Consider the following 24,451-nt stretch of genomic DNA (forward strand, 5'->3'; position numbering starts at 1 on the left):
GCGGGACTGGCCGACCGTGGCGGGATGCTGACGGTGGACGCGGTCGACGTGACGGACGAGGCGGCTTTTCGGCAGTGGTTCTCGGTGCGGGTCCGGGCGCATCTCGCGGACGCTCCGTCGTTGCCGGCCACTTCGTTCGAGGAGGCCCGGAGCGATCTGCCGCGGCCCGGCGATCCGTACGACCGGTGGCATCACCTGATCGCGCTCGACGGCTCCGAACCGGTGGGGTCGGCGCGGGCCGAGCTGACGTGCGACAACCCGGACCTCGCGTACCTGACCGTGGTGGTCCGGCCCGACGCGCGTCGGCGCGGGGTCGGATCGGCGCTGCTGGGCGCGCTCGAAGACTGGTCGGCGGAGGCCGGGTGCACGGCGCTGATCGGCGACACGATGCGGCCGGCGGGGTCGGCCGTCCCGGGCGACGCGTTCGCGGCTGAGCACGGCTACCGGGCCGGGGCGGTCTCGGTGTTCCGGCTGCTCGACGTGCCCGAGGCGTTGACGCGGCTCGACGCGCTGGACCCCGGGGTGCCGTCCGGGTACCGGGTGGTGACCTGGGCCGAGCGGTGCCCGTCGGAGCTCCTGGAGTTCCGGGCCGCGCTGAACGAGGAGATCGCGGCCGACGACCCGGCGACCCGGCAGGCCGTCGAGGCCTGGGACGGGGCGCGCGTCCGGGCCTACGAGGACCGGATGATCGCGGCCGGGCGGTCCCGGCTCTGTGCCGGGGTTGTGGAGACGGCCAGCGGGGAGCTGGTCGCGGTCACCTGGTTCGTGCGGCCGCCCGGCGAGCGGGAGCACGTCAAGCAGCTGGGGACCGTGGTGGCGCGGAAGCACCGCGGGCACCGGCTGGGCCTGCTGGTGAAAGTCGCGAACCTGCGGCAGCTCGGGTCGGCGTGGCCGGGTACGCGGGTCGTGTCGTCGTGGAACGGGGACCTGAACGCGGCGATGATCGCGATCAATTCGGCGCTGGGCTACCGGGTCGCCGGGGAGGGGACCGACTGGGAGAAGAGTTTTCGCTCGTAGGGGAAGCGGTCGGCTCCGGTCGTTCCGGCTACCAGGGTGGAGGCATGCGATTACTCGTGCTCGGTGGGACGAAGCTGTTGGGCAGTGCGGTGGTGCGGACCGCCCTCGATGCCGGTTGGGACGTCACGACGCTGACCCGGGGGCGGACCGGGGCGCCGCCGCCCGAGGTGGACGCGCGGAGCGGTGACCGGAACACGTCGGCCGGCCTGGCCGCGTTGGGCGACGACACGTGGGACGTGTGCGTCGACACGTCGGGGTACGTGCCGCGGTTCGTGGCGCTGGGCGCCGAGGCGCTGGCCGGGCGGGTCGGGCGGTACGTGTTCGTGTCGACGGTGAACGTGTACCCGGACTGGCCGGACGAGCCGCTGACGTCGTCGTCGCGGGTGCACGACTGCCCGGTCGACGCCGGGCCGGACGACGGCGACTACGGGTACCTGAAGTCCGGGTGCGAGCGGGTGATCCTCGACGCGTTTCCGGGGGCCGCGACGATCAACCGGTCCGGGCTGATCTTCGGGCCGCAGGACAACATCGCCCGGGTGTCGTGGTGGGTGCAGCGCGTCGCACGCGGGGGCGACGTGCTGGCGCCGGGGCGTCCGGATCAGCCGTTGGCGCTGATCGACTCGCGGGACATGGCGGCCTGGATGCTGTCGGCCCCGCCGGGGGTGTTCGTGGTGAACTCCCGGGCCGGCACGCAGACGTTCGGGTCGCTGCTGGAGACGGCCCGGGAGGTGACCGGGTCGGACGCCCGGTTCACCTGGGTGCCCGACCAGGTGCTGCTGGACGCCTCGGTGGAGTCGTGGACGGAGATGCCGCTGTGGATGCCGGCGCCGTTGTCCGGGCACGCCTGGGACATGCCGGTGGACGGTGCTTACGACACCGGGCTGACGATCCGTCCACTGGCGTCGTCGTTGGCCGACGTCTGGGAGTGGGTGCGTGAGCACGGGCTGCCCGCGCCGGAGGCGGGGGAGCGTCCGAGTGAGCAGGAGCAGCGGCTGACGGCGGAGCGGGAGCAGGAGATCCTGGCTACGGTCGCGGGCTGACGCACGGTGGGCGCGGGTGGGCGCCGTCGGCGGGCTGACGCGGGTGGGGGCGGTCGGCCTAGGCTGAGTGGTGTGGCCGATCGAGACGAACTCCTGCAGTTGATCCGTGACCTCGCAGTGGTGCACGGCAAGGTGATCCTGAGCAGCGGCCGGGAGGCCGACTACTACGTGGACCTGCGCCGGGTGACGCTGCACCACGCGGCGGCCCCGCTGATCGGCGGTGTTCTGCTCGACGCGACGGCCGACTGGTCCTACGACGCGGTCGGTGGCTTGACGCTGGGGGCCGACCCCGTGGCGACCGCGATGCTGCACGCGGCGGCGGCGCGCGGCCGCAAACTCGACGCGTTCGTCGTCCGCAAGGAGGGGAAGGCGCACGGGTTGCAGCGCCGGATCGAGGGTCCGGACGTGGCCGGTCGACGTGTCCTCGCGGTCGAGGACACGTCGACGACGGGCGGGAGCGTGCTGGCCGCGGTCGACGCGCTCCGCGAGGCGGGGGCCGACGTCGTGGGCGTGGCGGTCGTCGTGGATCGCGGGGCCGGGCCGGCGGTCGAGGCCGCCGGCCTGTCGTATCGGGCGGCTTACTCGCCTGCCGAGCTGGGGCTCTAGCGGTCAGTTCGGCTGCGGGGCCTGGGTGCGGACGTCGTTGAGCGACTTCTGCATTTCTTCCTTGTACTTGTCCGGCGATTGGAACCAGACGCCGACCTGGTAGGTCAGCGCGCCGCCGGGCTTGTCGGCGAAGAAGTGGCTGAAGTCGACCGCGTAGAACCCGTCCTTGTTCTTGGGGATCTCGACGTAGGTCGTGGTCGCGTCGGCCTTCTTGAGGTTCGGCTCTTCGTCGTCGTCGAACCAGGCCTCGTTCATCGTCTGCTGCTCGGTCGCGGTGCAGCCGGTCGGGCAGCGCCGGAGCATGATGTTGAACTTCTGCTGGTGCTTCTCGCCGTCGGTCTTGACGCAGCCCCAGGCCTGGGCGTCGGGGAGCGCGTCGATGCTGCCGCGGAGGCAGCTCCAGCCCTCGGGCAGACGGAACGCGAACGGCCAGCCGGCCAGGTCCATCAGCTGGATCTTGTCCTCGTTCTGCCAGGTCGGCCCGACGACGCTGACGGTCCGGACGTCGCTGCGGATCGTCGGCGTGGTGCTCGGGAGGGGCGAGCGGGATGGGGTCGGGCTCGGGGCCGCGGTCTGGGCCGGGAGCCGGCTCTCGGCCGGAGCCGACGGCTTCGGGGCGGCGGTGTTCGGCTTGTCGTCGTTGCCGCTGTTGATGAAGACGACGGCGAAGCCGGCGGCGACGATGACCAGCGCGGTGACGGCCGTGATGAGGCCGATGATGAGGATGCCGCTGCGGCTTTTCTCGGGTGCGCCGACCGCGGCGGGGGCGGCGTGGGCGGCGGGGGCGTAGCCGCCGGCCGGGCTGCTCGGGACCTGGGGGTCGTAGTGCGGGGTGGCGTTGGCGAATTGGGGTTGGGCGTACGGGGGTGCGGAGTTCTGGGCGGGAGGGCTCGACATCGGTGGGGCTGACATCGGTGGGGCTGACATCGGCGGGGAGAACTGTTCGGCGGGCGGGGGGCCGGGTTGAGTGGGTACCGGGGCTGGGGGGCCCGGGTATGGGGGTTGGCCGGGGTACTGGATGTGGCCCGGGTAGGGCGCTTCGGGCTGTTGGGCGGGGTATTGCTGCTGGTACGGGCCCGGGGGTGCCCAAGGGGAGGGCTGGGGCTGGGGAGGCGCGGCGGGGGGCGGGGCGGCGGGGGGCGGGGCGGCCTGGGGAGGTGCGGGCTGCGGCGGGGCAGGGGTTCCGGCGGCGAAGAGGGCGGAACCCACCATGGCGGTCGGGTCGACACCCGGCGGCACCGCCTGCGGGATCACGTTCATGATCCGCTCGACGCCCCGGCGTCCCGGCTCGAACCGGCTGGCCACCCACGGCCGCGGCCCCTGCATCTCGCCCGCGTGCGCGGCGACGAACTGCGGATCGGCCGGGTTGACCGACGAGCGGTCCCGGTTGACGAGGTCCGCGAACGCGCTGCGCCAGGCGGTGTCGGCGCCAGCCTCGGGTGTCAGCGCGACCATGACGACCGGACGTCCGCTCTGGTCGAGGCCACTGAACAGGTCGGCCACCGCAGCGTGATGCACCAGTCTGACTTGGGTGAACGCGCCTAACTCGTCGCCGGGTTGGGTCATCGGGTTCTCGCTCCACTCGCCTCGGGGCGTGGCCCGTACCCAGGTCCGGCGTTCGGCCCGGAGACACGGGTCAACCCGGCCGAGGCTACACGCACGTCGCTCCCCAGGCGTCCGCCGAGTCCCGCCGGTAACAGCGTGGAGTGGCTAGGGAGTTTGCGTCCGGATGTCGTTTGCCACCTTTTGGACGGCCGCCCGATCGGTGTGCGGGCTGCGCGCCCGAACGACGACCTGCCAGGTCGGCTGCTCGCCGGGCTGGGGTCCGAAGAAGTGGCTCACGAGCAGGCCGTAGCGGTTGTCGCGACCGTCGGCCACCTCGGCGTAGCTCGTGCTCGCGTCGCCCTCGGTCAGCGGGGCGGGGGCGATGTCACGGTTCATGAGGTCCTGGGTCGTGGGGTCGCAGGGCCGGTCGCAGGCCCGCAGCCCGACCTGCACCAGCGTGTTCGACTCGCCGGGCGGGCGGCACTCGAGGCCGGCGCTGGCGTCGCCGTCGATGATCTGGGCCGGGGTACAGCGCCAGCCGGTCGGGACCCGGAACGCGAACGGCCACCCCGGCTCGGCGATCACCGAGACTTGTTCGCCCTGGTCGAAGACCGCGCCGGTGACGATGACCGGCAGCATCTTCTTGAACGTGGGGACGTCCGCGGTGGAGCCCGGGGTCGGCGCGGCCGTCGGGGCGGCCGGTGGGTTGGCGGCCGGCGCCGTGGCGTTGCTGGCCTGCTCTTTGTCGTTGCCGCTGACCAGGAAGAGTCCGCCGATCGCGCACACCACGACGAGGACGACGGCGAGCGCCGCGAGCCCGAGGACGAGCCCGGTGCGGGAGCGGTGCTGTGGTTGCGGTGGGAGGCCTTGGGGGAGCGCGAAGGCGCCCGTGCCGCTGGCGATGGCTGCTGCGGGGCCGGGCGGCCCGCTGTGCCCCGCGGGAACCGGGCCGTTGGGGGCGCCGTGCCCGCTGCTGGGTCCGCCAGGGGCGCCGGGGCCGCCGGGGGCAGCAGATCCGCCGGGCCCGCCTGGCGCGCCGGGACCGCCGAATCCGCCTAGACCTCCGGGGGCGCCCGGAATTCCTGGGGCGCCGGGGGTGGCGGGTAGGCCGGGTGCGCCGGACGCGGCCGCTCCGCTGGGGGTGCCGGGCCCGCCGGGCGCGGCCGGGCCGCTGGGGGTTCCGAGGAGGCCGGGGGCGCCTGGGCCGCTGGGGGTTCCGGCGAGGCCGGGGGCGGTGGGGCCAGCGGGGGCGCCGGGTGGACTTGGGGTCGTGAAGGCGCCGGGCGTGGTTGGGGCGGATCCGAGGGTGCTGGGGGCAGTGGGGGTGCCCAGGGCAGCTTGGGGGACCGAGCCGCCCGGCGTGCCGGGAGGGCCGGTGAGCGGGGGAGCTGAGCCCGGGTGGGGGATGGGAACGGTGGGGTGGCGGGCTCCCGGCGGGAGGGGGCCGAGTTTCGGGGCTCCCTCGGCGCGCGGGCCGCTGTCGCCGACCGGGCCGCCGGGGGTGCCTCGGCCGCCCGGGCTGCCCAGGGGCACCTGGATCGGCGAGCCCGGTGCCTGGATCGGGGAGCCCGGTGCCTGGACCGGCGACCCCGGTGCGTGCGGGCCACCGCCCGCGACGATCGGTGAACCTCCGGCCGCGGACGTGATCGGTTCGTTCCGGCCGGTGCCGGCGAGGTGGGCCGGTGATCCGGTCAGGGGTATCGGTCCGGTCGGCACCGAGGAGATGTTGACCGCCGGGCGGGCCGGCTCGGCCTGCGGTGCCAGGGTGTTGCCGGGCCCCGGCTGTGCGGCCTGGACCGCCCCGGGCGCCGACGACAGAGCGCCTGCCGAAGAGTGGTCCGCGGCACCGCCCCCCAGGCCGGGCTGGGCCGGGCCTGATTGCGGATGACCCTGTTGGGGGGCAGCGCTGAACGACGGCTCGGTCTGGGTGCCGGCCGCGCTGGGGTGCGGCAGCCCGCCCTGCGGCCGCGCTCCGCCCGGCTGCGCACCCGGCGCTCCGCCCGGCTGCGCCCCGCCCGGCTGCGGCCCGCCCGGCTGCGCACCCGGCGCCCCGCCCGCCTGGGGATTCGGCGGCCCGCCCGCCTGGGTGTTCGGGTACTGCACGCCCGGCAGCGCCGAGGTCTGGTTCCCGCCGTACGGCGGGCCCCCGGGGATCCCGGGCTGCTGCGGCCCGCCCGGCTGGGCGCTGAGCTGGTTACCGGCCGCCGGGTGCCCCGCCGCTCCGGCCTGCGCTCCCGGCAAAGGAAGCCCCTGCGGGCCACCGTGCTGCGACGCGCCGGGCTGCCCACCTTGCGAACCAAGCCCTTGCGAACCAAGCCCTTGCGAACCAAGCCCTTGCTGGCCGGCCGGGTGCGGTGCGCCCTGTGCGCCGTGCTGGGGCGCGTCGGCCGAGGTCCCGGGCTGCCCGCCCTGTGAACCAAGCCCCTGTGAAACGGGCCCCTGCGGGCCAGCCTGAGGCGGCAGCCCCGCTAGCCCCTGCGGGCCGGGCTGGGGCGGGCCGGGCTGGGGCGGCGCGGCCGGGGCCGGCGGCCGCGGCAATGGCGGCCCCTGGTGCGGCTGGGGCACGGGCTGGCGTTGGGTCACGAGTAGCGCGCTCGGGTCCGTCCCCTCGGGCACCGCCCCGGGCAGCGCCGACAGAATGCGCTCCGCACCCCGTCGCCCGGGCATGATGCGTGAAGCGGCCCACGGCCGGCGTCCGTATAAATCACTGACGTGCACCGGGACGTCCAACGGACCCAGCGTCGTGGCATCCTTCGCCACCGCATCGGTGAACTCGGCCGACCAGTTCGGGTCGCGCCCAGCGGTTTCCGTGAGTGCGATCAGCACCACCGGACGCCGGCCGTTGCGCTCGAAGCCAGTGAACAGCTCGACGGTGGGCGTGGCATGGATCAGGCGCAGACCGGTGAACGGACCGAGATCGCCCGCCGACGTCGTCATGTGCCTTCTCCTACGCCGATGGCCCGGCTGAGCTGGCTGGAGACTAGCAGCGCGGAGCCAGCCCGGTCCGGTGTCCGGCCGCCCCCGGTCGAGTATCCGACAGCCGTCAGTGGGTCAGCGGGGCCTCGTCCGACGTCGGCTCGGCGTCGCCGGACTTCTTCTTGTGCCGACGATTACGAATCATCTCGATCAGCACCGGAAGAATCGACAGGAAAATGATGACGGCGATACCGGGCACCAGGTACTTGTCGATCGGGAAATTCTCGTCGACGACGTCGCCCAGGAAGTAGCCCAGCAGCACGATGCCGTCGGTCCAGAGAATCGCGCCGACGACGTTCCACATGAAGAACTGCTTGGCCGGCATCCCGAGCATCCCGGCGACCGGGTTCAGGAACGTGCGCACGATCGGAATGAACCGCGCGAAGACGACGGCCTTGGCCGGGCCGAACTTCTCGAACGCGGCCTCGGCCTTCTCGACGTAGATGCCCTTGAAGATGCGGGTGTTCGGCCGGTCGAACAGCTTCCGGCCGTACCGGGAGCCGAGGAAGTGCCCGAACTGCGCACCCAGCACCGCGAAGACCGGGCCCCCGATCAGCATCCCGGTGAGGCTCAGCGGCGCGCCGACGATCTTCGCGCCGGTCGCCGACGTGGCGATGCCGGCCAGGAAGAGCAGCGAGTCACCGGGGAGGAAGAAGCCCACCAGCAGACCGGTCTCGGCGAACAGGATCGCCCAGACGCCGAACAGGCCGAACGTCGTCAGCAGATACTGCGGATCGATCGGGTTCGCGGCGAGCAGCTCGTTGGCGGCGGAAATCGTCTGGGATACCTGCACGGCCCGAGGCTACCGTGACTTCCCTAAGCACCCCCTGAGCCCCGGCTGAGCGCCACCTACCGTTCAGATTGCGCAACACGCGTTAGCGTGACGAGCGTGGGAGAACGCCTGATCGTCATCGGGGCCGACGCGGCCGGTATGAGCGCGGCCAGCCAGGCCAGGAAGCGTCGCGATCATCGCGACCTGGAGATTCTCGCGTTCGAGAAGAGCGCACACACCTCGTACTCCGCCTGCGGCATCCCGTACTGGATCGGCGGGCTCGTCGACCAGCAGGACGACCTCATCGCCCGCACCGCCGAGCAGCACCGCGACCGCCACATCGACGTCCGGATCGGCCGGACCGTGACGAGCATCGACGTCCGGAACCGGACGGTCACGGTCGACGACGACAGCACCCACGAGTTCGACCAGCTGATGATCGCGACCGGCGGGAAGCCCAAGCGTCCGGACTGGCCCGGCATCGACGCGAACGGCGTGCACGGCGTCCAGACGCTCGACGACGGCGAGGCGGTCAGCGCCTCGATCCGGCACACGAAAGCGAAGCGGGCGGTCGTCATCGGTGGCGGGTACATCGGCGTCGAGATGGCCGAGGCGCTGATCCGTCACGACCTCCAGGTGACGCTCCTCGAGCGCGGTGACCAGCCGATGCACACGCTCGACCCGGACATGGGCGCGCTGGTCGCCCAGGCGCTCCGCGACTACGGCGTCGACGTCCGCACCGGGGTCACGGTGAAGGGCATCGAGACCAGGGACGGCTGGGCCAGGGCCGTCACGACCGACGACGGCACGTTCGACGCCGACGTCGTCGTGCTCGGGCTGGGCACGACGCCGAACTCGCAGCTGGCCGCGGACGCCGGCCTGCCGATCGGCCCGACCGGGGGCATCGTCACCGACCGGCGCATGCGGCTGCCCGGGCACGAGGGGTTCTGGGCCGCAGGTGACTGCGTCGAGGTGCTGCACCGGGTCACCGGGCGGCCGGCCGCGATCCCGCTCGGGACGCACGCCAACAAGCAGGGCCGGGTGGCCGGCATCAACATCGGCGGCGGGTACGCATCGTTCCCGGGCGTCGTCGGCACCGCGGTGAGCAAGATCTGCGACCTGGAGATCGCCCGCACCGGCCTGCAGGAGAAGGAGGCCGAGGCGGCCGGGTTCGCGTACGCGACCGCGACGATCGAGTCCCACACGGTCGCCGGCTACTACCCGGACGCGGCCAAGGTCACCGTGAAGCTCCTGGCCGAGAAGAGCACCGGACGCCTGCTCGGCGGCCAGATCGTCGGCGGGGCCGGCGGCGCCAAGCGCATCGACGTCCTCGCGGTCGCGATCTGGAACCAGATGACGGTGGAGGAGATGACCGGGCTCGACCTCGGCTACGCGCCGCCGTTCTCGCCGGTCTGGGACCCGGTGCTGGTCGCCGCCCGGGCCGTTTCCGACGCCCTGCGCGCCTGAGCCGCTCAGTCTTGCGCGCCTGAGCCGCTCAGTCTTGCGCGCCTGAGCCGCTCAGCCCTGCGCGCCTGAGCCGCTCAGCCCTGCGCGCCTGAGCCGCTCAGCCGTGCGTGGCTGAGTCGATCAGCCGCGTCACCAGGTCGTCGACCTGGCCCTCCAGGTCGGGCCAGGGGAACTTCGGCCGGGCCTGGCGCAGCGTCACCAGGCCGTGCAGGCCGCACCAGAACTGCAGCGTGATCATGTCGGCCTCGGCCTCGGGCACAGCCTGCCGGACCCGCGCGAGCACCGAGTTGTAGGCCTGCACCCCCAGGTAGGGCACGCCCGGCGCGGGCGGGGTCAGCTCGGCGGTGAACAGCACCCGGTAGCGCGCGGGCTCGCGCATCGCCGCGTCCACGTACGCGTGAGCGATCGCCCGGACGCGTTTGCGCGGGTCGTCGCCGGCCTCGGAGGCCGCCGCCTCCACCTCGTCGGCCAGCATGTCGAGCCAGCGTGACTTGACCGCTCGGACCAGCGACGTCAGGTCCTCGAAGTGCAGATAGATCGATGTCGTCGCGACGCCGGTCTTCCGGGCGACGGCCCGCAGCGACAGCGTGCCCGGGTCGCCGGACTCGTTCAGCAGCGCGCAGGCGGCCAGCACGATCTCGTCGCGCAGCCGATCGCCTTCACCGCGTCGGGCTGGACGCCTCCGGGTCACCTTCCGCTGCGCCTCAGCCGTCATAACGGCGAGGATACCCCCTTGACGGTTATGGGGCTACGCGCGTACACCTACGACTGTAGGGCTACAGCCGTACACCGACAGGGAGACCACCCCGATGAAACCCAGGCATCCCGGCTGGACGCTGCTCGTCGTCTGTGCCGCCGTGTTCATGCTGTTGCTGGACCTGACCGTCGTCGCGGTCGCCCTCGGCGACCTCCAGCACGACTTCGACGCCAGCCTGAGCGAGCTCCAGTGGGTGGTCGACGCCTACACGCTCCCGCTCGCCGGCCTGCTCCTCACCGCCGCGACGCTCGGCGACCGCATCGGCCGCCGCCGGATCTTCGCCGCCGGCCTCGCGCTCTTCACGCTCGGCTCGCTGGCCTGCGCCCTCGCCTGGTCGGCCCTTTCTCTGGACGCGTTCCGCGGCCTGCAGGGCGTGGGGGCGGCGCTGCTGTTCGGCACCGCGCTGCCGCTCCTCGGGGCCGCGTTCCCGGAGCCGAAGCGCCGGGCCGGGGCGATCGGGGTGTTCGGAGCGACGCTCACCGGCGCGACCGCGGTGGGCCCGCTGGTCGGGGGTGCGCTGGTCGACGGGCCGGGCTGGCGGTGGATCTTCCTGATCAACGTCCCGATCGGGATCGCGGCCCTGGTGGTCACCGCGCTCCGGCTCGCCGAATCGCGTCCGGAGAACCCGCGCAAGGCCGACTGGCCCGGTACCGCGCTGCTCACCGGTGGGTTGTTCGCGCTGCTCCTGGGCCTGATCCGGGGCCACGAGGAGGGCTGGGGCTCGGCGCTGATCGTCGGGCTCTTCGTCGCCGCAGGCGTCCTCATTGGTGGTTTTCTCGTGCGGCAGGCAACGGCGGCGCAGCCGATGATGGACCTGAGCCTGTTCCGGTCGCCGACCTTCAGCGGGGTCTCGCTGTCGGTGTTCGTCATCTCGGCCGCGCTGGTCGGGGCCACGACGTACCTGTCGCTGTATTTCCTCAACACGCTCGGGTACACGCCGTTCGAGGCCGGCCTGCGGTTCCTGCCGCTGACCGTCGCATCGTTCGTCGCGGCGCCGATCGCGGCGCAGCTCGTGCACCGGGTCTCGCCGCGGATCCTGGTCGGCGGCAGCGTGCTGGTCGCGGCGCTCGGCATGGCGCTGATGACGCAGCTCGACGGCGACTCGGCCTGGACCGTGCTGATCCCCGGGTTCGTCGTCGCCGGGATCGGGATGGGGGTGTCCGGGGCGGTCGTGTCGTCGGTGTCGCTGGCCGCGGTCGAGCCGACCCGGGCCGGGATGGCCACCGGCGTGGTCAACACGCTGCGGCAGCTCGGGGTGGCGGCGGGCGTCGCGATCTGGGGCGTCGTGTTCCAGGCCCGGGTCGGCGACGAGCTCACCTCGCAGCTGCACGGGTCCGGGCTGCCGGTGGACAAGCTGGCCGATGCCGCCGGATCGGGAGCCGGGGCCCAGATCGCCCGGGCCGTGCCCGCTCCGCTGCAGGAGATCGTCGCCGACGCGGCCCGGGCCGCCGGAGCGGCCGGCCTCGACCGGCTGATGCTGATCGGCGCGATCGCCACCGCGGTGGTGGGGGTGGCCGCTCTGGTGCTGGTCCGGGTGCCTGCCGAGCCGCCGTCGCACGCCGACGTTTCACGTGAAGCGGACGCGACGCGCGACGAAGTGCCCGAGATGGCGTGATCCTTACCGCTTTGCGGCGCTGGGCGGCTGCGACGCGTACCCGGAGCAAGGGATACTGCGGGTCAGAGAGCAAGCGATCTGAGGAGCGCACTGATGCCTATCGCCACCCCCGAGGTGTACGCCGAGATGCTGGACAAGGCGAAGGCCGGTTCCTTCGCCTACCCGGCCATCAACGTGTCCTCCTCCCAGACCCTGAACGCGGCCATCCGCGGCTTCGCGGAGGCGGAGAGCGACGGCATCATCCAGGTCTCGACGGGTGGTGCCGAGTACCTCTCCGGCCCGACCGTGAAGGACATGGTGACCGGCTCGGTCGCGCTCGCCGCGTTCGCGCACGAGGTCGCCAAGAAGTACTCGATCAACATCGCGCTGCACACCGACCACTGCCCGAAGGACAAGCTCGACGGGTTCGTCCGGCCGCTTCTCAAGATCAGCCAGGACCGGGTCGCGGCCGGTGAGAACCCGCTGTTCCAGTCGCACATGTGGGACGGTTCGGCGATCGACCTGGACGAGAACCTGAAGCTCGCCCAGGAGTTGCTGGCCGAGGCCGTCAAAGCGAAGATCATCCTGGAAATCGAGATCGGCGTCGTCGGCGGCGAGGAAGACGGCGTCGCACACGAGATCAACGAGAAGCTGTACACCGCCGAGGGCGACTTCCTGCACACGATCGACGCGCTCGGCTCCGGCGAGAAGGGCCGCTACCTGCTGGCCGCGACGTTCGGCAACGTGCACGGCGTCTACAAGCCGGGCAACGTGAAGCTGCGCCCCGACGTGCTCAAGCGCGGCCAGGAGGTGGCGGCGTCCAAGCTCGGGTTGGCCGCCGACGCGAAGCCGTTCGACCTGGTGTTCCACGGTGGATCGGGCTCGCTCCTGGAGGAGATCCACGAGGCGCTCGACTACGGCGTCGTGAAGATGAACGTCGACACCGACACGCAGTACGCGTTCACGCGTCCGGTCGCCGACCACATGCTGAAGAACTACGACGGCGTGCTGAAGATCGACGGCGAGGTCGGCAACAAGAAGACCTACGACCCGCGGGCGTGGGGCAAGTCGGCCGAGGCCGGAATGGCCGCGCGGGTCGTCGAGGCCTGCCAGTCGCTGCGGGCCGCAGGCACCGCGAAGTAGTTCGTGGTCGGCTAGGGGCTGCGGCCCCTAGCCGACCAGCAGCGCCACCGCCTCGTCGATGTCGTCGGTCAGCGCGATCGGCGGCGGCTCCACCGGCGCGTCGGCCATCAGCGGGCGCAGGAGCGCCTCCACCGGCAGCACCTCGGTCCAGTAGCGCCGGCCCAGGAAGATCATCGGGCCGGACTGCCCGTCGCTGCCGTAGAACGACTTCGTCGCGGCCTGGAACACCTCCTGCACGGTGCCGGCCCGTCCGGGCGCGAAGACGATGCCTCCGCGGCAGGCGCGCAGGATCGTGTCTTCCCGGATCGCGTTCGAGAAGTACTTGGCGATCTGCCCGGCGAACAGGTTGGCCGGCTCGTGCCCGTACAGCCAGGTCGGGATCGACAGCCCGCCGGCCCAGGGGTCGGCGTTCGGATACCGGGCCCGGACCGCCAGCGCCGACGCGGTGAACGGGTCGTGGTCGGTGAACGACGGCACACGCGCCAGGTCGTCGATCACCGCGAGGTCGGGCACGTAGGCCCCGAGGTTCGCGGCCTCCATCACGCCCGGACCGCCGCCGGTCAGCACCAGCGCGCCGGCCGCGGTCAGCGCCCGCCCCAGCGAGGCCGCCGCCCGGTAGGCCGATGACCCGCGCGGCTCGGCGTGGCCGCCCATCACCCCGATGATCGGCCCCGACGTCCACTGCGCCAGCGCGTCGCCCAGCGCGTTGTCGATGCCGTGGTCGTGCAGCCGCTGGCCCAGCGCTTCCCGCAACGGCGGCAGCGCCCCGCCGTGTTCCACGAAGTGCCGGTACACCACCGAGTCGTACATCCCGGCGAAGCCGCCCGTTTCGAACCCGCGGGTCAGCTGCTCGGCTGTGTACAGAGCCGAGGGGTGCGTCGGGTAGGGCGAGGGCGCCAACTCGGGCACGACCGACGCGCCCCGGGCCACCAGATCGGCCGCCGTGGCGCGGTCGAGCCGGCACCCGAGGAACAGCGCGTCGCTCACGTCCACGCCGTCGAACGGGACCGCGGTGAGGTCGAGACCCTGCACCGCGAGCCCGGCCAGGGTGCGTTTGTCCAGCCAGATGCGCAGTTCGGCCAGGCTCTCTAGTTCGTCCGGAGTCGAGTCCACCAGGCCATCCTGCCGACGCACGCAACTGGCCACCCCGAGTTTCCACGGAGTTTCCACGGAACGCGCGGCATGGTTTCGGCCAATGAGTTGTTATTGCTCGCTAGTGACCAGGATGCGTCGCGTAATACTGCCCACACCTGGAGGAGCCGTGGTTCTGCCACGTCCTCCCGCCCGTCAGGATGAACCCATGAGCCTTCCTCGTGACCTCCTCCCGCAGCCGCCCGCCACGCTCCTGCCGGAGGACCCGGAGGAACTCGAGGCGGTCCGGGCGGCGGCCGCCGGCGAGGAGGACCCGTCCGCGGTCGCGGCCCGGTACCCCACCAGCAGCGGCGCCTGGGCGGTTCTCGCCGACCAGGCGTTCGGCAAGGGCGACGCGGTCGCCTCCTACGCCTACGCCCGCACCGGTTACCACCGGGGGCTCGACGCGCTCCGCCGTAACGGCTGGAAGGGCCACGGCCCGGTGCCGTTCTCGCACGAGGGCAACCAGGGCTTCCTCCGGTCGCTCAACGCGCTCGCGCGCGCCGCGCTCGAGATCGGCGAGTCCGACGAGGCCGCCCGCTGCGCCCAGTTCCTCCGCGACTCGGACCCCTCCGCGGCCGACCGCATCTGACCCACCGCCAACGGCGGGCCCCGCGAGGGTGGCCCGCCGTTGTCGTGCCTATACGGACGCCAGCTCCGCCGGCGGAACAGCGAGGTCCTCTTCCGGCCGCGCCTTCTGGGGCAGCAGGAACGACAAACCGCTCAGGACGACGAGCAGTCCGGCGTCGATCAGCAGCAGCTTCTTCGCCGCGTCGGTGAAGATCTCCCTGCTCGCCGCCTGCCCCTCCTGCGCCAGCACCGCGCCGACCTCCGGTGACACCGTCCCCCGGCAACTCGCCGGGACCGCCGCCGGGTCGTCCGCCGTGGCCCGATCGTGCACACACGTCCGGAACTGCTCGACGACCTGGGGAACCTGAGCCGCGGGCACACCGGCGGTGACCAGCTCGGCCCGCAGGGCCGGCGTCACCGACGAGACCCCACCGGACGCAGCCCCGCCGAGCAGCCCGACGAACACGGTCGTCAGCACCGCGACCCCGATCGACGCACCGAGCTGCTGAATCGCGTTGAGCAACCCGCTCGCCGACCCCACCTCGTCGTCGTCGACGTCCCCCAGCGCGATGTCGAAGAACGGCGAGACGACGCCGCCCATGCCGATGCCGGCGACCAGCAGCGCCGGGGCGAAGTCGAGGCTGCTCACCGACGAACCGGCGAGCTCGAGCGTGAGCCAGACCCCGGCGATCCCGGCCGCCATCACCAGCGACGACCCGATGATCACCCAGCGTCCGAACCGCGGCACGAGCACGGCCATCGCGAGCACGGCCCCGATCGCGATCCCGAACGGCCACGGCCCGACCGTCAGACCGGCCCGCAGCGGGCTGTAGCCGAGGCCGATCTGCAAGTAGAGCGTGAGCGCCAGCATCAGCCCGGTCATCGCCGCGAAGAACAGCAGGCCGACGATCAACGCGCTGCTGAAGCTCCGCTTACCGAACAGGCTCGGCATGACCAGCGGCGTCCGCCCCGCCCGGGAACGCCGTACGAGGTGCCGGGCCAGCACCACGAACAGCAGCACGCCGAGCGCCAGGCACCCGAAGATCCACGCCGGCCAGTCCAGCTCGTTGCCCTGCACCAGCGGGAACACGAGCAGGAACGCTCCGGCGGTGGCGAGCCCGGTCCCCACCGGGTCCAGCCCCTCGGCCGAGGACGACCGATCCTCCCGCAGAACGGTCAGCGCTCCGATCAGCGCGACGATCCCGAGCGGCAGGTTGATCAGGAAGATCATCCGCCAGCCGGTGCCGAACAGGTCGGCGTCCACCAGCGCGCCGCCGACGATCGGCCCGGCCACCGCGGACAGGCCCATCACCGGCCCGAACAGCGCGAACGCCTTGCCGAGCTGCTCGGGCGGGAACGCGGCCCGGACCAGCCCGAAGCCCTGCGGGATCAGCAGCGCGGCGAACACGCCCTGCACCATCCGGAAGCTGATCAACATGCCCGGCGAAACGGCGAGCGCGCACGCCGCCGAGCTCAGCGTGAAGCCCAGCACTCCGAGGACGAACAGCCGCTTGCGCCCGTAGAGGTCGCCCAGCCGGGCCGCGGTGATCAGACCGACCGCGAACGCCAGCGTGTACCCGGCGGCGATCCACTGGATCGACGAGTAGGTCCCGCCGAGGTCGTCCCGGATCGCCGGGGACGCCACCCCGACGATCGTGCTGTCGAGCAGGTCCATCACCTCCGCGACGAGGACGACGGCCAGCGCGAACCAGGCCAGGCGCCCGCCTGCGCGGTACCCGTCCGGCGGCCGCGATGGTGCGTCGACCGGCGATGTCGAGGCGTCGGAAGTCATGAGTTCGCTCTCTGTCGAACGATGTTCGTTTAACGAACGGTGTTCTATAACGAACACCGTTCTACGATCGAACACCGTTCGTGTCAAGTACAGTGTTCGTCGAGGCTCGTCGCCGAGTTACTGAGGAGGTCTGTTGGACGACATGCCGGCGCGGCCGTGGCGTGACGCGAAGCGGGAGTGGAAGCGCGAGCGGAAGAGGGCTGCCCCGCCCCGTCGTGCGCTGAGCTACGACCAGATCGTCGACGCGGCGCTGCGGGTGCTCGACGCCGAGGGCGTCGACGCGATGAGCATGCGCCGGGTGGCGCAGGAACTCGGCACCGGCGCCGCGTCGCTCTACGCCCACGTCGACAACAAGGACGACCTGATCGACGCGGTCATGGACCGGATCTTCAGCGAGGTCGAGATCCCCGAGCCGACCGGTGACCTCCGCCAGGACCTGCTCCGGCTGCTCTACGTCACCCGGGACGTGCTGGCCACCCACCGCGACGCGGCCAAGGCGCTCTGGGGCCGGGTGCCGACGGGTCAGAACGCGATGCGGCTGACTGACCACGTCTACGGCCTGCTGCGGAAGTTCGGCCTCCCCGACCATCTCGTCGGCTGGGCCGGCCCGCTGCTCTTCGACTACGTCACCGCGGACGCCTACGAGAGCGGCCTCTACGCGGCGACGTTCGGCGACGAACGAGGCAGCGCGAAGTACTTCGAGAACCTCGGCGACTACTTCGCAGCGCTACCGCGCGAGCGGTTCCCGAACATCGCCGAGCTGGCGCACCAGCTCACGGCCGGAGGCGGCGAGGAGCGCTTCGCGTTCGGGCTCGACGTGCTGTTGACCGGCCTGAAGGCGAAAGCCTCAGAGCCCCTCGGCGATCGCGGCGGCGATGCGTAGCCAGGCGTTGCGGGTTCGTGTCGACAGCTCGCCGTAGCGGATCGGCTCGCCCGAATCGAGCAGCTTCTCGTACGGCGCCAGCAGCACGGCCCGGGTCCGGGCGGCGAAGTGCCGCTGGATCGCCGGCAGGTCGACGTCCTTCCGGCTGGCCGCCATGGCCACGACCGTGACCGCCCGGCGCACGAGCTCGTGCCGTCCGGTCTGGTCGAGGTGGTCGAGCATGCGGGCCGCGGTTTCGGCCGAGTCGCCACGGGCCGACATCGTGACGACCAGCTGGTCGGTCGCGTCGATCGCGGCCTGCCAGTTCTCGGCCCGGACGTTGTTTCCCGTGTCGACGACGATCAGCTTGTAGAACCGGGCGACGACCTCGCGGATGTTCTTGAACGCGTCCGCGGTGAGCATCTCACCGGCGGTCGCCGACTCGTCCGACGCGAGCACGTCGAACATCGCCTCGCCCTGCGAGCGGACGAACGGGGTCAGGTCGCCGACCTTGCCGCTGGTCTGCTGGAAGCTCGGCAGCGCGCGGAGGACGTCGCGAACCGTGTGGACGTGGTAGTCCTGCTGGGAGCGCATGCCCAGCGTGCCCTGGGTCTCGTTGTTGTCCCAGGCCAGGACGTAGCCGCCCCGGTTCTGACCGAACGTCATCGCGGTCATCAGCACGGCGACGGTCTTGCCCGCGCCGCCCTTGGGGTTGACGACCGTGACCTGGCGCAGGCCGCCGAAGTTGCGGCGGACCTTGGCCACCGCGTCCCGGAAGTCGATCTCGCGCTTCGAGAGCTGCGGGCTCACCGTGCCGAACGTGACCCGGCGGATCAGCGCGGGCATGCCCATCGTGGGCTCCGGCGGCCGCGGGCGGTGCGCGCGCCGGGCCGCGAACTCCTCGGCGGTCGGGGGCGCCTCCGAGCGATCGAACGTGGGGGCGGCCGGGTTGGTGCGCCAGTCCGGCTGGCCCGCGGCCGGGTTCGGGTCGGCCGGCGGACGTTCGACGCCGGCGTCGGGCGCGGGGCGGTAGGAGTACGTGTCGGCCGGTCGATTCAGGCCGTGAGCACCGGGCGCCGGTGGGCCGGACTGGGGCGGCAACTGGTTGAGCTGCTCGGTCGGCTGGCCCTCGGCGGTCGGCCAGGTCGGGGACGTGAGCGGATCCGGCTGCCCAGAGACCGGCTGCCCCGAGACGGGCTGCCCCGAGACCGGCTGCCCCGAGATCGGCTGCCCCGAGATCGGCTGGCCCGAGATCGGCTGGCCGGAGGTCGGCTGGCCCGGGAAAGGCTGGCCTGGGAAAGGCTGGCCCGGGAAGGGCTGGCCGGAGACCGGTTGCTGGCCCGGTGGTGGGGTCCACTGCTGGTCGGCCGTGGGCGGCCACTGCGCCGCTGGCGGCTGCTGCCCCCACGACTGGTCGAACGCCGACTGCTCCCACTGCCCCGGCTGCTGCCACTGGCCCTCCGCGGGCGGCTGCGCGCCCGGCTGGCCCCAAGGCTGCCCCGCCGCCGGCTGCTCCCACTGCCCGGCGGCCGGCTGCTCCCACTGCCCCGGGGCCTGCTGCCCCCACTGCCCCGGGGCCTGCTGCCCCGGCTGCTCCCACTGCCCGGGGCTCGGCTGGCCCGGACTCGGCTGGCCCGGACTCGGCTGGCCCGGACTCGGCTGGCCCGAACCCGGCTGGCCTGGAGCCGGCTGGCCCGGACCGGGCTGGCCCGGGTGCTGCCACTGACCCTCCTGGGGCGGCTGGCCCCACTGCTGCTCTCCCGGCGCCCCGCCGGGCTGCTGCCACTGCCCGGCCCCCGGCTGACCCGGCGCCGGCCACTGGTTCTGGCCGGGCCAGTCGGACTGCGCGGGCCACTGCGACTGAGCCGGCCACTGCGATTGCGCGGGCCACTGGTTCTCCGGCCCCGGCCAGGCCGGCGGCTGCTCACCCCACTGCGGCTGAGCCTGCTGCCCGGGCCACTGCTGCTCGGGCGCCGGCCACTGCGGCGCCCCCGGCTCCCACTGCTGCTGCGGCACCCCGGACTGAGGCTGCGGCACCCCCGACTGCGGCGCAGCCGGATCCGGCTGGGTTCCCGGCCAGCCCTGGGCTGACGGCGGCTGCCAGGTCTCCTCCGGCGCCAACCCCGGCACCGTCGGCGCGTTCAACCCCGGATCAGGCACGTGCGTCGACTGGGGGCTCTCCGGCGTCGGCCACTGCGGCGGCTCCGGCGCGATCGGCGGCCCGGACACGACCCCCTCCGGCTGCGCCGGGACCTCCGGGTGCCCCGGGACGTCCGGGTGCCCCGGGACGTCCGGGTGCCCCGGGACGTCTGGGGCGCCCGGGACCTCTGGGGTCTCGGCCACTCGCACCACACCGTTGCTCCCGGTCGGCGTCTCCACCCAGCCCGACCCGGAGTGCAGGTGCGCGGCACCGTTCGGAGGCTGTTCGGGGGCGTTCGAGGACGGCTCGGGCCATCCGATCGCGGAAGGTTCGCCGGGAACGTCGTCCGTCTGCGCCCCCTGCGGAGGACGACCGTCGGCTGGCGTGCTCTGCACGGAACGGAACCCCTAACGATGTGGCTTGAAGTTCGACCCGTGAGCAGGCTACCCGGTGTAGACGGCCCAGGCTCCGCGCTCCATCCACCAGGTTCGTTTCTTGGTGACCGTTCCGTCCGCTCCGTCGTCGGTGACCGGTACCCCATCGTCCGTCTGAATGGTGAAGGCGACGGCGCGGCCGCGCGCCCGGCGGACCTCGATCTCACCGTGCGCGCGACGACGGCCGAACAGGCCGCGAGCCGGACGCGCAGGCAGCGCGAGCCCGACCTCCAGGACGCCGTCGGCCGGGTCCGCGGTGACGACGAGCGGCAGGCCGCCGACCGACCCGTAGCCGTCGGCGTTGGCGACCGCGCAGGCCAGCAGCGGCTCGGTGCCGTCGGACAGCGGGGTGTCGTCGACGTCGATCCGGGCGTGCCAGGCCACCGGCCGGCCGTGCTCGTCGGCGCCGCCGAGGAGCGCGCCGTGCAGCGTCACCGACCCGCCGTCGTTGCGCAGCAGGTCGACCCGCCGGTCGACGCCGCTGAGCACCGCGGCCGCGACGTCCGACGGGGACCGCGGCAGCCCCAGCTTCGTCGCCAGGTCGTCGTCCGCAGGGGCCAGAGGCAGCACGCCGACGGCGGGGAGGTCGGGCACGGTGCGGTCGCTCGGCAGCTCCGCCGGACGCTCGCCACCGCGCGGCAGCGAACGGCGGACCATCCGGCGCAGCACGGCGCGCAACTGCGCGTCACCGCCGGCGATCACCAGCCGAGCCTCGTCCTCCGAGGCCCGCTTGATCGCGTCGTCGACCTCGGAGTCCGAATCGAGCTCGAGAACCTCGACGTTCGCCCCCGCGCGGAGCGCATCGCGACAGGACAACACGGGTACCCGGGTGGCGACGCCAGGACCCGGGGCGAGAAGCAGCACGTCCACGTTAGTTAGCCTTACATGTAATCCATTCCTGGGTTGATGGAGGACCGTATGCCCGCGATCGTGCTTGTCGGTGCCCAATGGGGAGACGAGGGGAAGGGCAAGGCCACCGACCTCCTCGGAGACAAAGTGCAGTGGGTGGTCCGGTACCAGGGCGGTAACAACGCCGGACACACGGTCATCACGCCCGACGGCGAGAAGTACGCGCTGCACCTGATCCCGTCCGGCATCCTGACGCCCGGCGCGACCTCGGTGATCGGCAACGGTGTGGTCGTCGACCCGGCCGTGTTGATCGGCGAGATGGACGGGCTGATCGAGCGCGGGGTCGACGTCAGCAACCTGAAGATCTCGGCCGACGCGCACCTGATCATGCCGCACCACCGCGCGCTCGATAAGGTGACCGAGCGTTACCTCGGTAAGGCCCGGATCGGCACCACCGGGCGGGGCATCGGCCCGGCCTACGGCGACAAACTCGCCCGTATCGGCATCCGGGTCGCCGATCTGCTCGACCCGGGCATCCTGCGCCGCAAGCTCGACACCGTGCTCGGCGAGAAGAACCAGATCCTGGTCAAGGTCTACAACCGCAAGGCGATCGACCCGGCCGCGGTGGCCGACGAGTACCTCGGCTACGCCGAGCGGCTCCGCCCCCACATCGCCGACTCGCGGCTGCTGCTGAACAAGGCGCTCGAGCGGGGCGAGACCGTGCTGCTCGAGGGCTCCCAGGGCACGCTGCTCGACGTCGACCACGGCACCTATCCGTTCGTCACGTCGTCGAACCCGACCGCGGGCGGGGCCTGCGCGGGCAGCGGGATCGGCCCGACGCGGATCACGAAGGTGATCGGGATCCTGAAGGCGTACACGACCCGGGTGGGGTCGGGTCCGTTCCCGACCGAGCTGCTCGACGAGTACGGCGAGCGGCTGCGCAAGGTCGGCGGCGAGGTCGGCGTCACCACCGGGCGGAACCGTCGCACGGGCTGGTTCGACGCGGTGATCGCGCGGTACGCGACCCGGGTCAACGGCCTCACCGACATCTTCCTGACCAAGCTCGACGTGCTCTCCGGCCTCGACCGGGTGCCGATCTGCGTCGCCTACGACGTGGACGGCGAGCGCATGGACGACATGCCGATGACGCAGACCGACTTCCACCACGCGACGCCGGTCTACGAGTACCTCGACGGCTGGTCGGAGGATCTGTCCGACGTCCGGACGTTCGCCGACCTGCCGAAGAACGCGCAGGCGTACGTGACCCGGCTCGAGGAGCTGTCGGGGACGCAGGTCAGCGTGATCGGCGTGGGCCCGGGTCGCGAGCAGAATGTTGTGGTGCGCGACCTGGTCTGAATCGCCGGGCCGGGGTAACCCGAGGGGTACAAGCTCACCCCCGAGGAGGAGATCAGCGTGGAGCTGGAATTCCTGTCCGAGCTCGCGGTCCGGCCCGGTCCGTTCGTCACCGTCTATCTGGACGCGAGCCACAACACGCCCGGGGCGTCGCGCCAGATCGACGTCGCGTGGCAGGACGCGCGTCGGGATCTGGTCGGCCAGGGTGCGGACGAGGCCACGCTGACGGCGCTCGACAAGGCGGCTTCGGACGAGGGCCCGTCGGTGGGGTCGGCCGGGCGGGTGTTCGTGGCCGCCCACGGCGAGGTGCTGCTGGATCGGACGTTGCCCGAGCCGCCGCGCCGGCCGATCGCCCGGGTCTCCCCGCTGCCGCACCTGATGCCGCTGCTGAGGCAGTACCCGGAGCCGCTGCCGTACGTGGTGGTCGTCGTGGACCGCGCCGGGGCCGACGTCTCCGCGTTCGCGAGCCCGGGCGCTCCGCTGCTGAGCGACTCGGTCGCCGGGCCCGACCAGTGGCCGCTGCACAAGGTGCCGGGCGGCGGCTGGTCGGCGCTGCGCTACCAGCACGCGGTCGAGGTGGCCTGGGAGCACAACGCGGCCGCGGTGGCGTCCGAGGTCACCCGGGTGGTGGACGCGGTGCACGCCCGGCTCGTCGTGATCGCCGGCGACGTCCGGGCCCGCGGTCTGCTGCGCGACGAGTTGCCCCCGCACGTGTCCGAGCTGGCGGTGGAGACCGAGGCCGGCTCGCGGGCCGCCGGGTCCGACCCGTCGCGGCTGGAGTCCGAGGTGACGGCGCTGCTGGGCAACCGGGTCGCGTCGGCGCGGGCGGACCTGCTGGAGCACCTGGGCGCGGGCTACGCCCGGGACACCGCCGCTCAGGGGTTGGAAGCGCTGTTCGGGGCGCTGCGGGAGGGAATGGTCGACACCGCGTTCCTCGTCGACGATCGGCACTCGGACCTGACCGTCGCCGTGGGCCCCGAGCCGCTGCAGGTGGCGCTGGCCGATCGGACGCTCGAGGAGTTCGGCGTCTCGCCGATCGAGCACGACCGGGCCGACGCGGCGCTGGTGCGGGCGCTGGCCGCGTCCGGAGCGAAGCTCGAGATCATCGTCGACGAGCAGTCGACCGACGAAGACCTCGGAGCCGCACCGGCGCCGGCGGCGCCGGCCGACGACCTGCCGCAGCCGCCCAAGGTCGAGTTCACCGACGGGGTAGCGGTAATCCTGCGGCGTCCGGGGGCCGGTATCTACTAGAACTGGCCGGGTGACTTCGGAGACCTACGAACCGATCGTCCGCGTAACGAGCCTCGAGGTCTTCTTCGACCTGGTTTTCGTCTTCGCGATCACCCAACTCACGACCGTCCTGGTCGACGACCCGAGCTTCCGTGGGTTAGCTCGGGTCGTTCTCATGTTCGGCCTCATCCAGTGGATCTACGGCGGCTACGTGTGGCTGGCGAACGCGGTGGCGCCGGACCGGCTCGTGCGGCGGCTGCTGATGTTGCTGGGCATGGCCGGGTTCCTGCTGATCGCGCTGGGGATCCCGTCGAGCGTGACCCTGTTCGGCCTCGGGTACCTGGTCGTCGTGCTCGTCCACACCGGGCTGTTCATGCGGAGCGCGAACACCAGCTCGGTCGCGGGCATCTTCCGGATCGCGCCGTTCAACCTGGTGTCGGCCGTGCTGCTGCTGGTGGCCGGGTTCGTCGGGTACGAGTACGTGTTCTGGACGATAGCGCTGGTGCTGCTGGCCGCGACGCCGTTCCTCGCGCCGGTGCGGCTGTTCCGGGTGCAGGTGGCGCATTTCGTCGAGCGGTACGGGTTGCTGCTGATCATCGTGCTGGGTGAGTCGATCGTGGCGATCGGCGTCGGGGTGAGCGGTCTGGAGCTCTCGCCCGCGGTGGTGCTCACCGCGCTGCTCGCGCTGGCCGTGACGGCCGGGCTGTGGTGGGCGTACTACACCGACGACGAGGAGCGGGCCGAGCACGCGCTCGAGTCCCGCGCCCCGGACCAGCGGGCCCGGCCGGCGCTGAACTCGTACTTCTACTCGCTGGCGCCGATGCTGCTGGGCGTCGTCGTATTTGCGGCCGGGGTGAAGAAAACGATCGGACATCCGACCGAGGAGGCGCACTGGTTCGCCGCGGTCGCGCTGGCCGGTGGGGTCGGGCTGTATCTGCTGGGACACGGGTTGTTCCGCGTGTCCCTGGGGTTGCCGGGGGCCTCGAATCGCCTGGTCGGGGCGGTGTTGACGCTGCTCGCGATACCGCTCGGGCACGCGGTGGCCGGTGCCGCCGAGCTCGCGGTGGTGCTCGCGATCGTGGTGGCGTCGGTCGCCTCCGACGTATTCACGAAGGCCGCGGCCGAGGCGTAGCCGGGTCGGCAGCGCGTGCGACGTGCGGCTATAACGGCGGT

19 protein-coding genes are annotated in these 24,451 nt (G+C 72.4%); 11 read left to right on the plus strand and 8 right to left on the minus strand.

What is annotated here, in order from left to right:
* The first annotated feature begins 24 nt into the window (after nucleotides 1-24).
* The 3 genes from FL583_RS32010 to pyrE all read left to right on the plus strand — a co-directional run bounded on the left by FL583_RS32010 (nucleotide 25) and on the right by pyrE (nucleotide 2,663).
* Nucleotides 25-1,017 carry a GNAT family N-acetyltransferase gene (locus FL583_RS32010; protein WP_142708609.1) on the plus strand — a complete coding sequence of 331 codons (993 nt, stop codon included), beginning with the start codon at nucleotides 25-27 and terminating at the stop codon, nucleotides 1,015-1,017.
* 44 nt (nucleotides 1,018-1,061) lie between these two features.
* Nucleotides 1,062-2,057: an NAD-dependent epimerase/dehydratase family protein gene (locus FL583_RS32015; RefSeq protein WP_142708610.1), complete on the plus strand. Its 996-nt coding sequence runs from the start codon at nucleotides 1,062-1,064 to the stop codon at nucleotides 2,055-2,057.
* A 72-nt stretch (nucleotides 2,058-2,129) separates the two neighbouring features.
* Complete coding sequence (gene pyrE, locus FL583_RS32020) at nucleotides 2,130-2,663, plus strand: orotate phosphoribosyltransferase (protein WP_142708611.1); 534 nt, start codon at nucleotides 2,130-2,132, stop codon at nucleotides 2,661-2,663.
* Nucleotides 2,664-2,666: 3 nt separating this feature from the next.
* Here pyrE and FL583_RS40505 read toward each other — a convergent pair whose 3' ends face one another.
* The 3 genes from FL583_RS40505 to FL583_RS32040 all read right to left on the minus strand — a co-directional run bounded on the left by FL583_RS40505 (nucleotide 2,667) and on the right by FL583_RS32040 (nucleotide 7,977).
* Complete coding sequence (locus tag FL583_RS40505) at nucleotides 2,667-4,229, minus strand: flagellar basal body-associated FliL family protein (protein WP_205752654.1); 1,563 nt, start codon at nucleotides 4,227-4,229, stop codon at nucleotides 2,667-2,669.
* Between the two features lie 144 nt (nucleotides 4,230-4,373).
* Nucleotides 4,374-4,997 (minus strand): hypothetical protein, encoded by a 624-nt coding sequence (locus FL583_RS32035; RefSeq protein ID WP_142708614.1) that lies wholly within the window; start codon nucleotides 4,995-4,997, stop codon nucleotides 4,374-4,376.
* 2,254 nt (nucleotides 4,998-7,251) lie between these two features.
* Nucleotides 7,252-7,977: a DedA family protein gene (locus tag FL583_RS32040; RefSeq protein ID WP_240746883.1), complete on the minus strand. Its 726-nt coding sequence runs from the start codon at nucleotides 7,975-7,977 to the stop codon at nucleotides 7,252-7,254.
* A gap of 96 nt (nucleotides 7,978-8,073) precedes the next feature.
* Here FL583_RS32040 and FL583_RS32045 point away from each other — a divergent pair, with 96 nt between their 5' ends.
* Nucleotides 8,074-9,423, plus strand: coding sequence for an FAD-dependent oxidoreductase (locus FL583_RS32045; protein ID WP_142708615.1), 1,350 nt, complete (start codon nucleotides 8,074-8,076; stop codon nucleotides 9,421-9,423).
* A gap of 97 nt (nucleotides 9,424-9,520) precedes the next feature.
* On the opposite strand, the gene FL583_RS32050 is transcribed toward FL583_RS32045, so the two are convergent.
* Nucleotides 9,521-10,138, minus strand: coding sequence for a TetR/AcrR family transcriptional regulator (locus FL583_RS32050; protein WP_142708616.1), 618 nt, complete (start codon nucleotides 10,136-10,138; stop codon nucleotides 9,521-9,523).
* A 94-nt stretch (nucleotides 10,139-10,232) separates the two neighbouring features.
* Between FL583_RS32050 and FL583_RS32055 the strand changes: the two genes are divergently transcribed.
* Nucleotides 10,233-11,795 (plus strand): MFS transporter, encoded by a 1,563-nt coding sequence (locus FL583_RS32055; RefSeq protein ID WP_142708617.1) that lies wholly within the window; start codon nucleotides 10,233-10,235, stop codon nucleotides 11,793-11,795.
* 93 nt (nucleotides 11,796-11,888) lie between these two features.
* Entirely contained in the window at nucleotides 11,889-12,917 is a 1,029-nt protein-coding gene (gene fbaA, locus FL583_RS32060; RefSeq protein ID WP_142708618.1) for a class II fructose-bisphosphate aldolase, read from the plus strand.
* Nucleotides 12,918-12,944: 27 nt separating this feature from the next.
* Here the strand turns inward: fbaA and FL583_RS32065 are convergent, their stop codons facing one another.
* Nucleotides 12,945-14,030 (minus strand): LOG family protein, encoded by a 1,086-nt coding sequence (locus tag FL583_RS32065; protein WP_170323974.1) that lies wholly within the window; start codon nucleotides 14,028-14,030, stop codon nucleotides 12,945-12,947.
* Nucleotides 14,031-14,217: 187 nt separating this feature from the next.
* Here FL583_RS32065 and FL583_RS32070 point away from each other — a divergent pair, with 187 nt between their 5' ends.
* The gene (locus FL583_RS32070; protein ID WP_142708620.1) at nucleotides 14,218-14,640 is read left to right on the plus strand and encodes a DUF3151 domain-containing protein; all 423 of its coding nucleotides are present in this window, start codon (nucleotides 14,218-14,220) and stop codon (nucleotides 14,638-14,640) included.
* 48 nt (nucleotides 14,641-14,688) lie between these two features.
* Here the strand turns inward: FL583_RS32070 and FL583_RS32075 are convergent, their stop codons facing one another.
* Complete coding sequence (locus FL583_RS32075; RefSeq protein ID WP_142708621.1) at nucleotides 14,689-16,410, minus strand: MFS transporter; 1,722 nt, start codon at nucleotides 16,408-16,410, stop codon at nucleotides 14,689-14,691.
* Between the two features lie 142 nt (nucleotides 16,411-16,552).
* Here FL583_RS32075 and FL583_RS32080 point away from each other — a divergent pair, with 142 nt between their 5' ends.
* Nucleotides 16,553-17,293, plus strand: a complete 741-nt coding sequence (locus FL583_RS32080) for a TetR/AcrR family transcriptional regulator (protein ID WP_240746884.1) — start codon at nucleotides 16,553-16,555, stop codon at nucleotides 17,291-17,293.
* On the opposite strand, the gene FL583_RS32085 is transcribed toward FL583_RS32080, so the two are convergent.
* Together FL583_RS32085 and FL583_RS32090 are read right to left on the minus strand one after the other, a co-directional pair.
* Nucleotides 17,258-19,615: a hypothetical protein gene (locus tag FL583_RS32085; protein WP_205752655.1), complete on the minus strand. Its 2,358-nt coding sequence runs from the start codon at nucleotides 19,613-19,615 to the stop codon at nucleotides 17,258-17,260. The two genes, FL583_RS32080 and FL583_RS32085, sit on opposite strands and share 36 nt — an antisense overlap.
* Nucleotides 19,616-19,855: 240 nt before the next feature.
* Complete coding sequence (locus FL583_RS32090; protein WP_170323975.1) at nucleotides 19,856-20,716, minus strand: diacylglycerol/lipid kinase family protein; 861 nt, start codon at nucleotides 20,714-20,716, stop codon at nucleotides 19,856-19,858.
* A gap of 48 nt (nucleotides 20,717-20,764) precedes the next feature.
* Between FL583_RS32090 and FL583_RS32095 the strand changes: the two genes are divergently transcribed.
* The 3 genes from FL583_RS32095 to FL583_RS32105 are packed head-to-tail and all read left to right on the plus strand — an operon-like array spanning nucleotide 20,765 to nucleotide 24,410.
* Nucleotides 20,765-22,051: an adenylosuccinate synthase gene (locus FL583_RS32095; protein ID WP_142708624.1), complete on the plus strand. Its 1,287-nt coding sequence runs from the start codon at nucleotides 20,765-20,767 to the stop codon at nucleotides 22,049-22,051.
* Between the two features lie 57 nt (nucleotides 22,052-22,108).
* Complete coding sequence (locus FL583_RS32100; RefSeq protein ID WP_142708625.1) at nucleotides 22,109-23,299, plus strand: baeRF2 domain-containing protein; 1,191 nt, start codon at nucleotides 22,109-22,111, stop codon at nucleotides 23,297-23,299.
* A 10-nt stretch (nucleotides 23,300-23,309) separates the two neighbouring features.
* The gene (locus FL583_RS32105) at nucleotides 23,310-24,410 is read left to right on the plus strand and encodes a low temperature requirement protein A (protein WP_142708626.1); all 1,101 of its coding nucleotides are present in this window, start codon (nucleotides 23,310-23,312) and stop codon (nucleotides 24,408-24,410) included.
* The last annotated feature ends 41 nt before the right edge of the window (nucleotides 24,411-24,451 follow it).

The sequence above is a fragment of the Cryptosporangium phraense genome (genome assembly GCF_006912135.1).
Lineage (GTDB): Bacteria > Actinomycetota > Actinomycetes > Mycobacteriales > Cryptosporangiaceae > Cryptosporangium > Cryptosporangium phraense.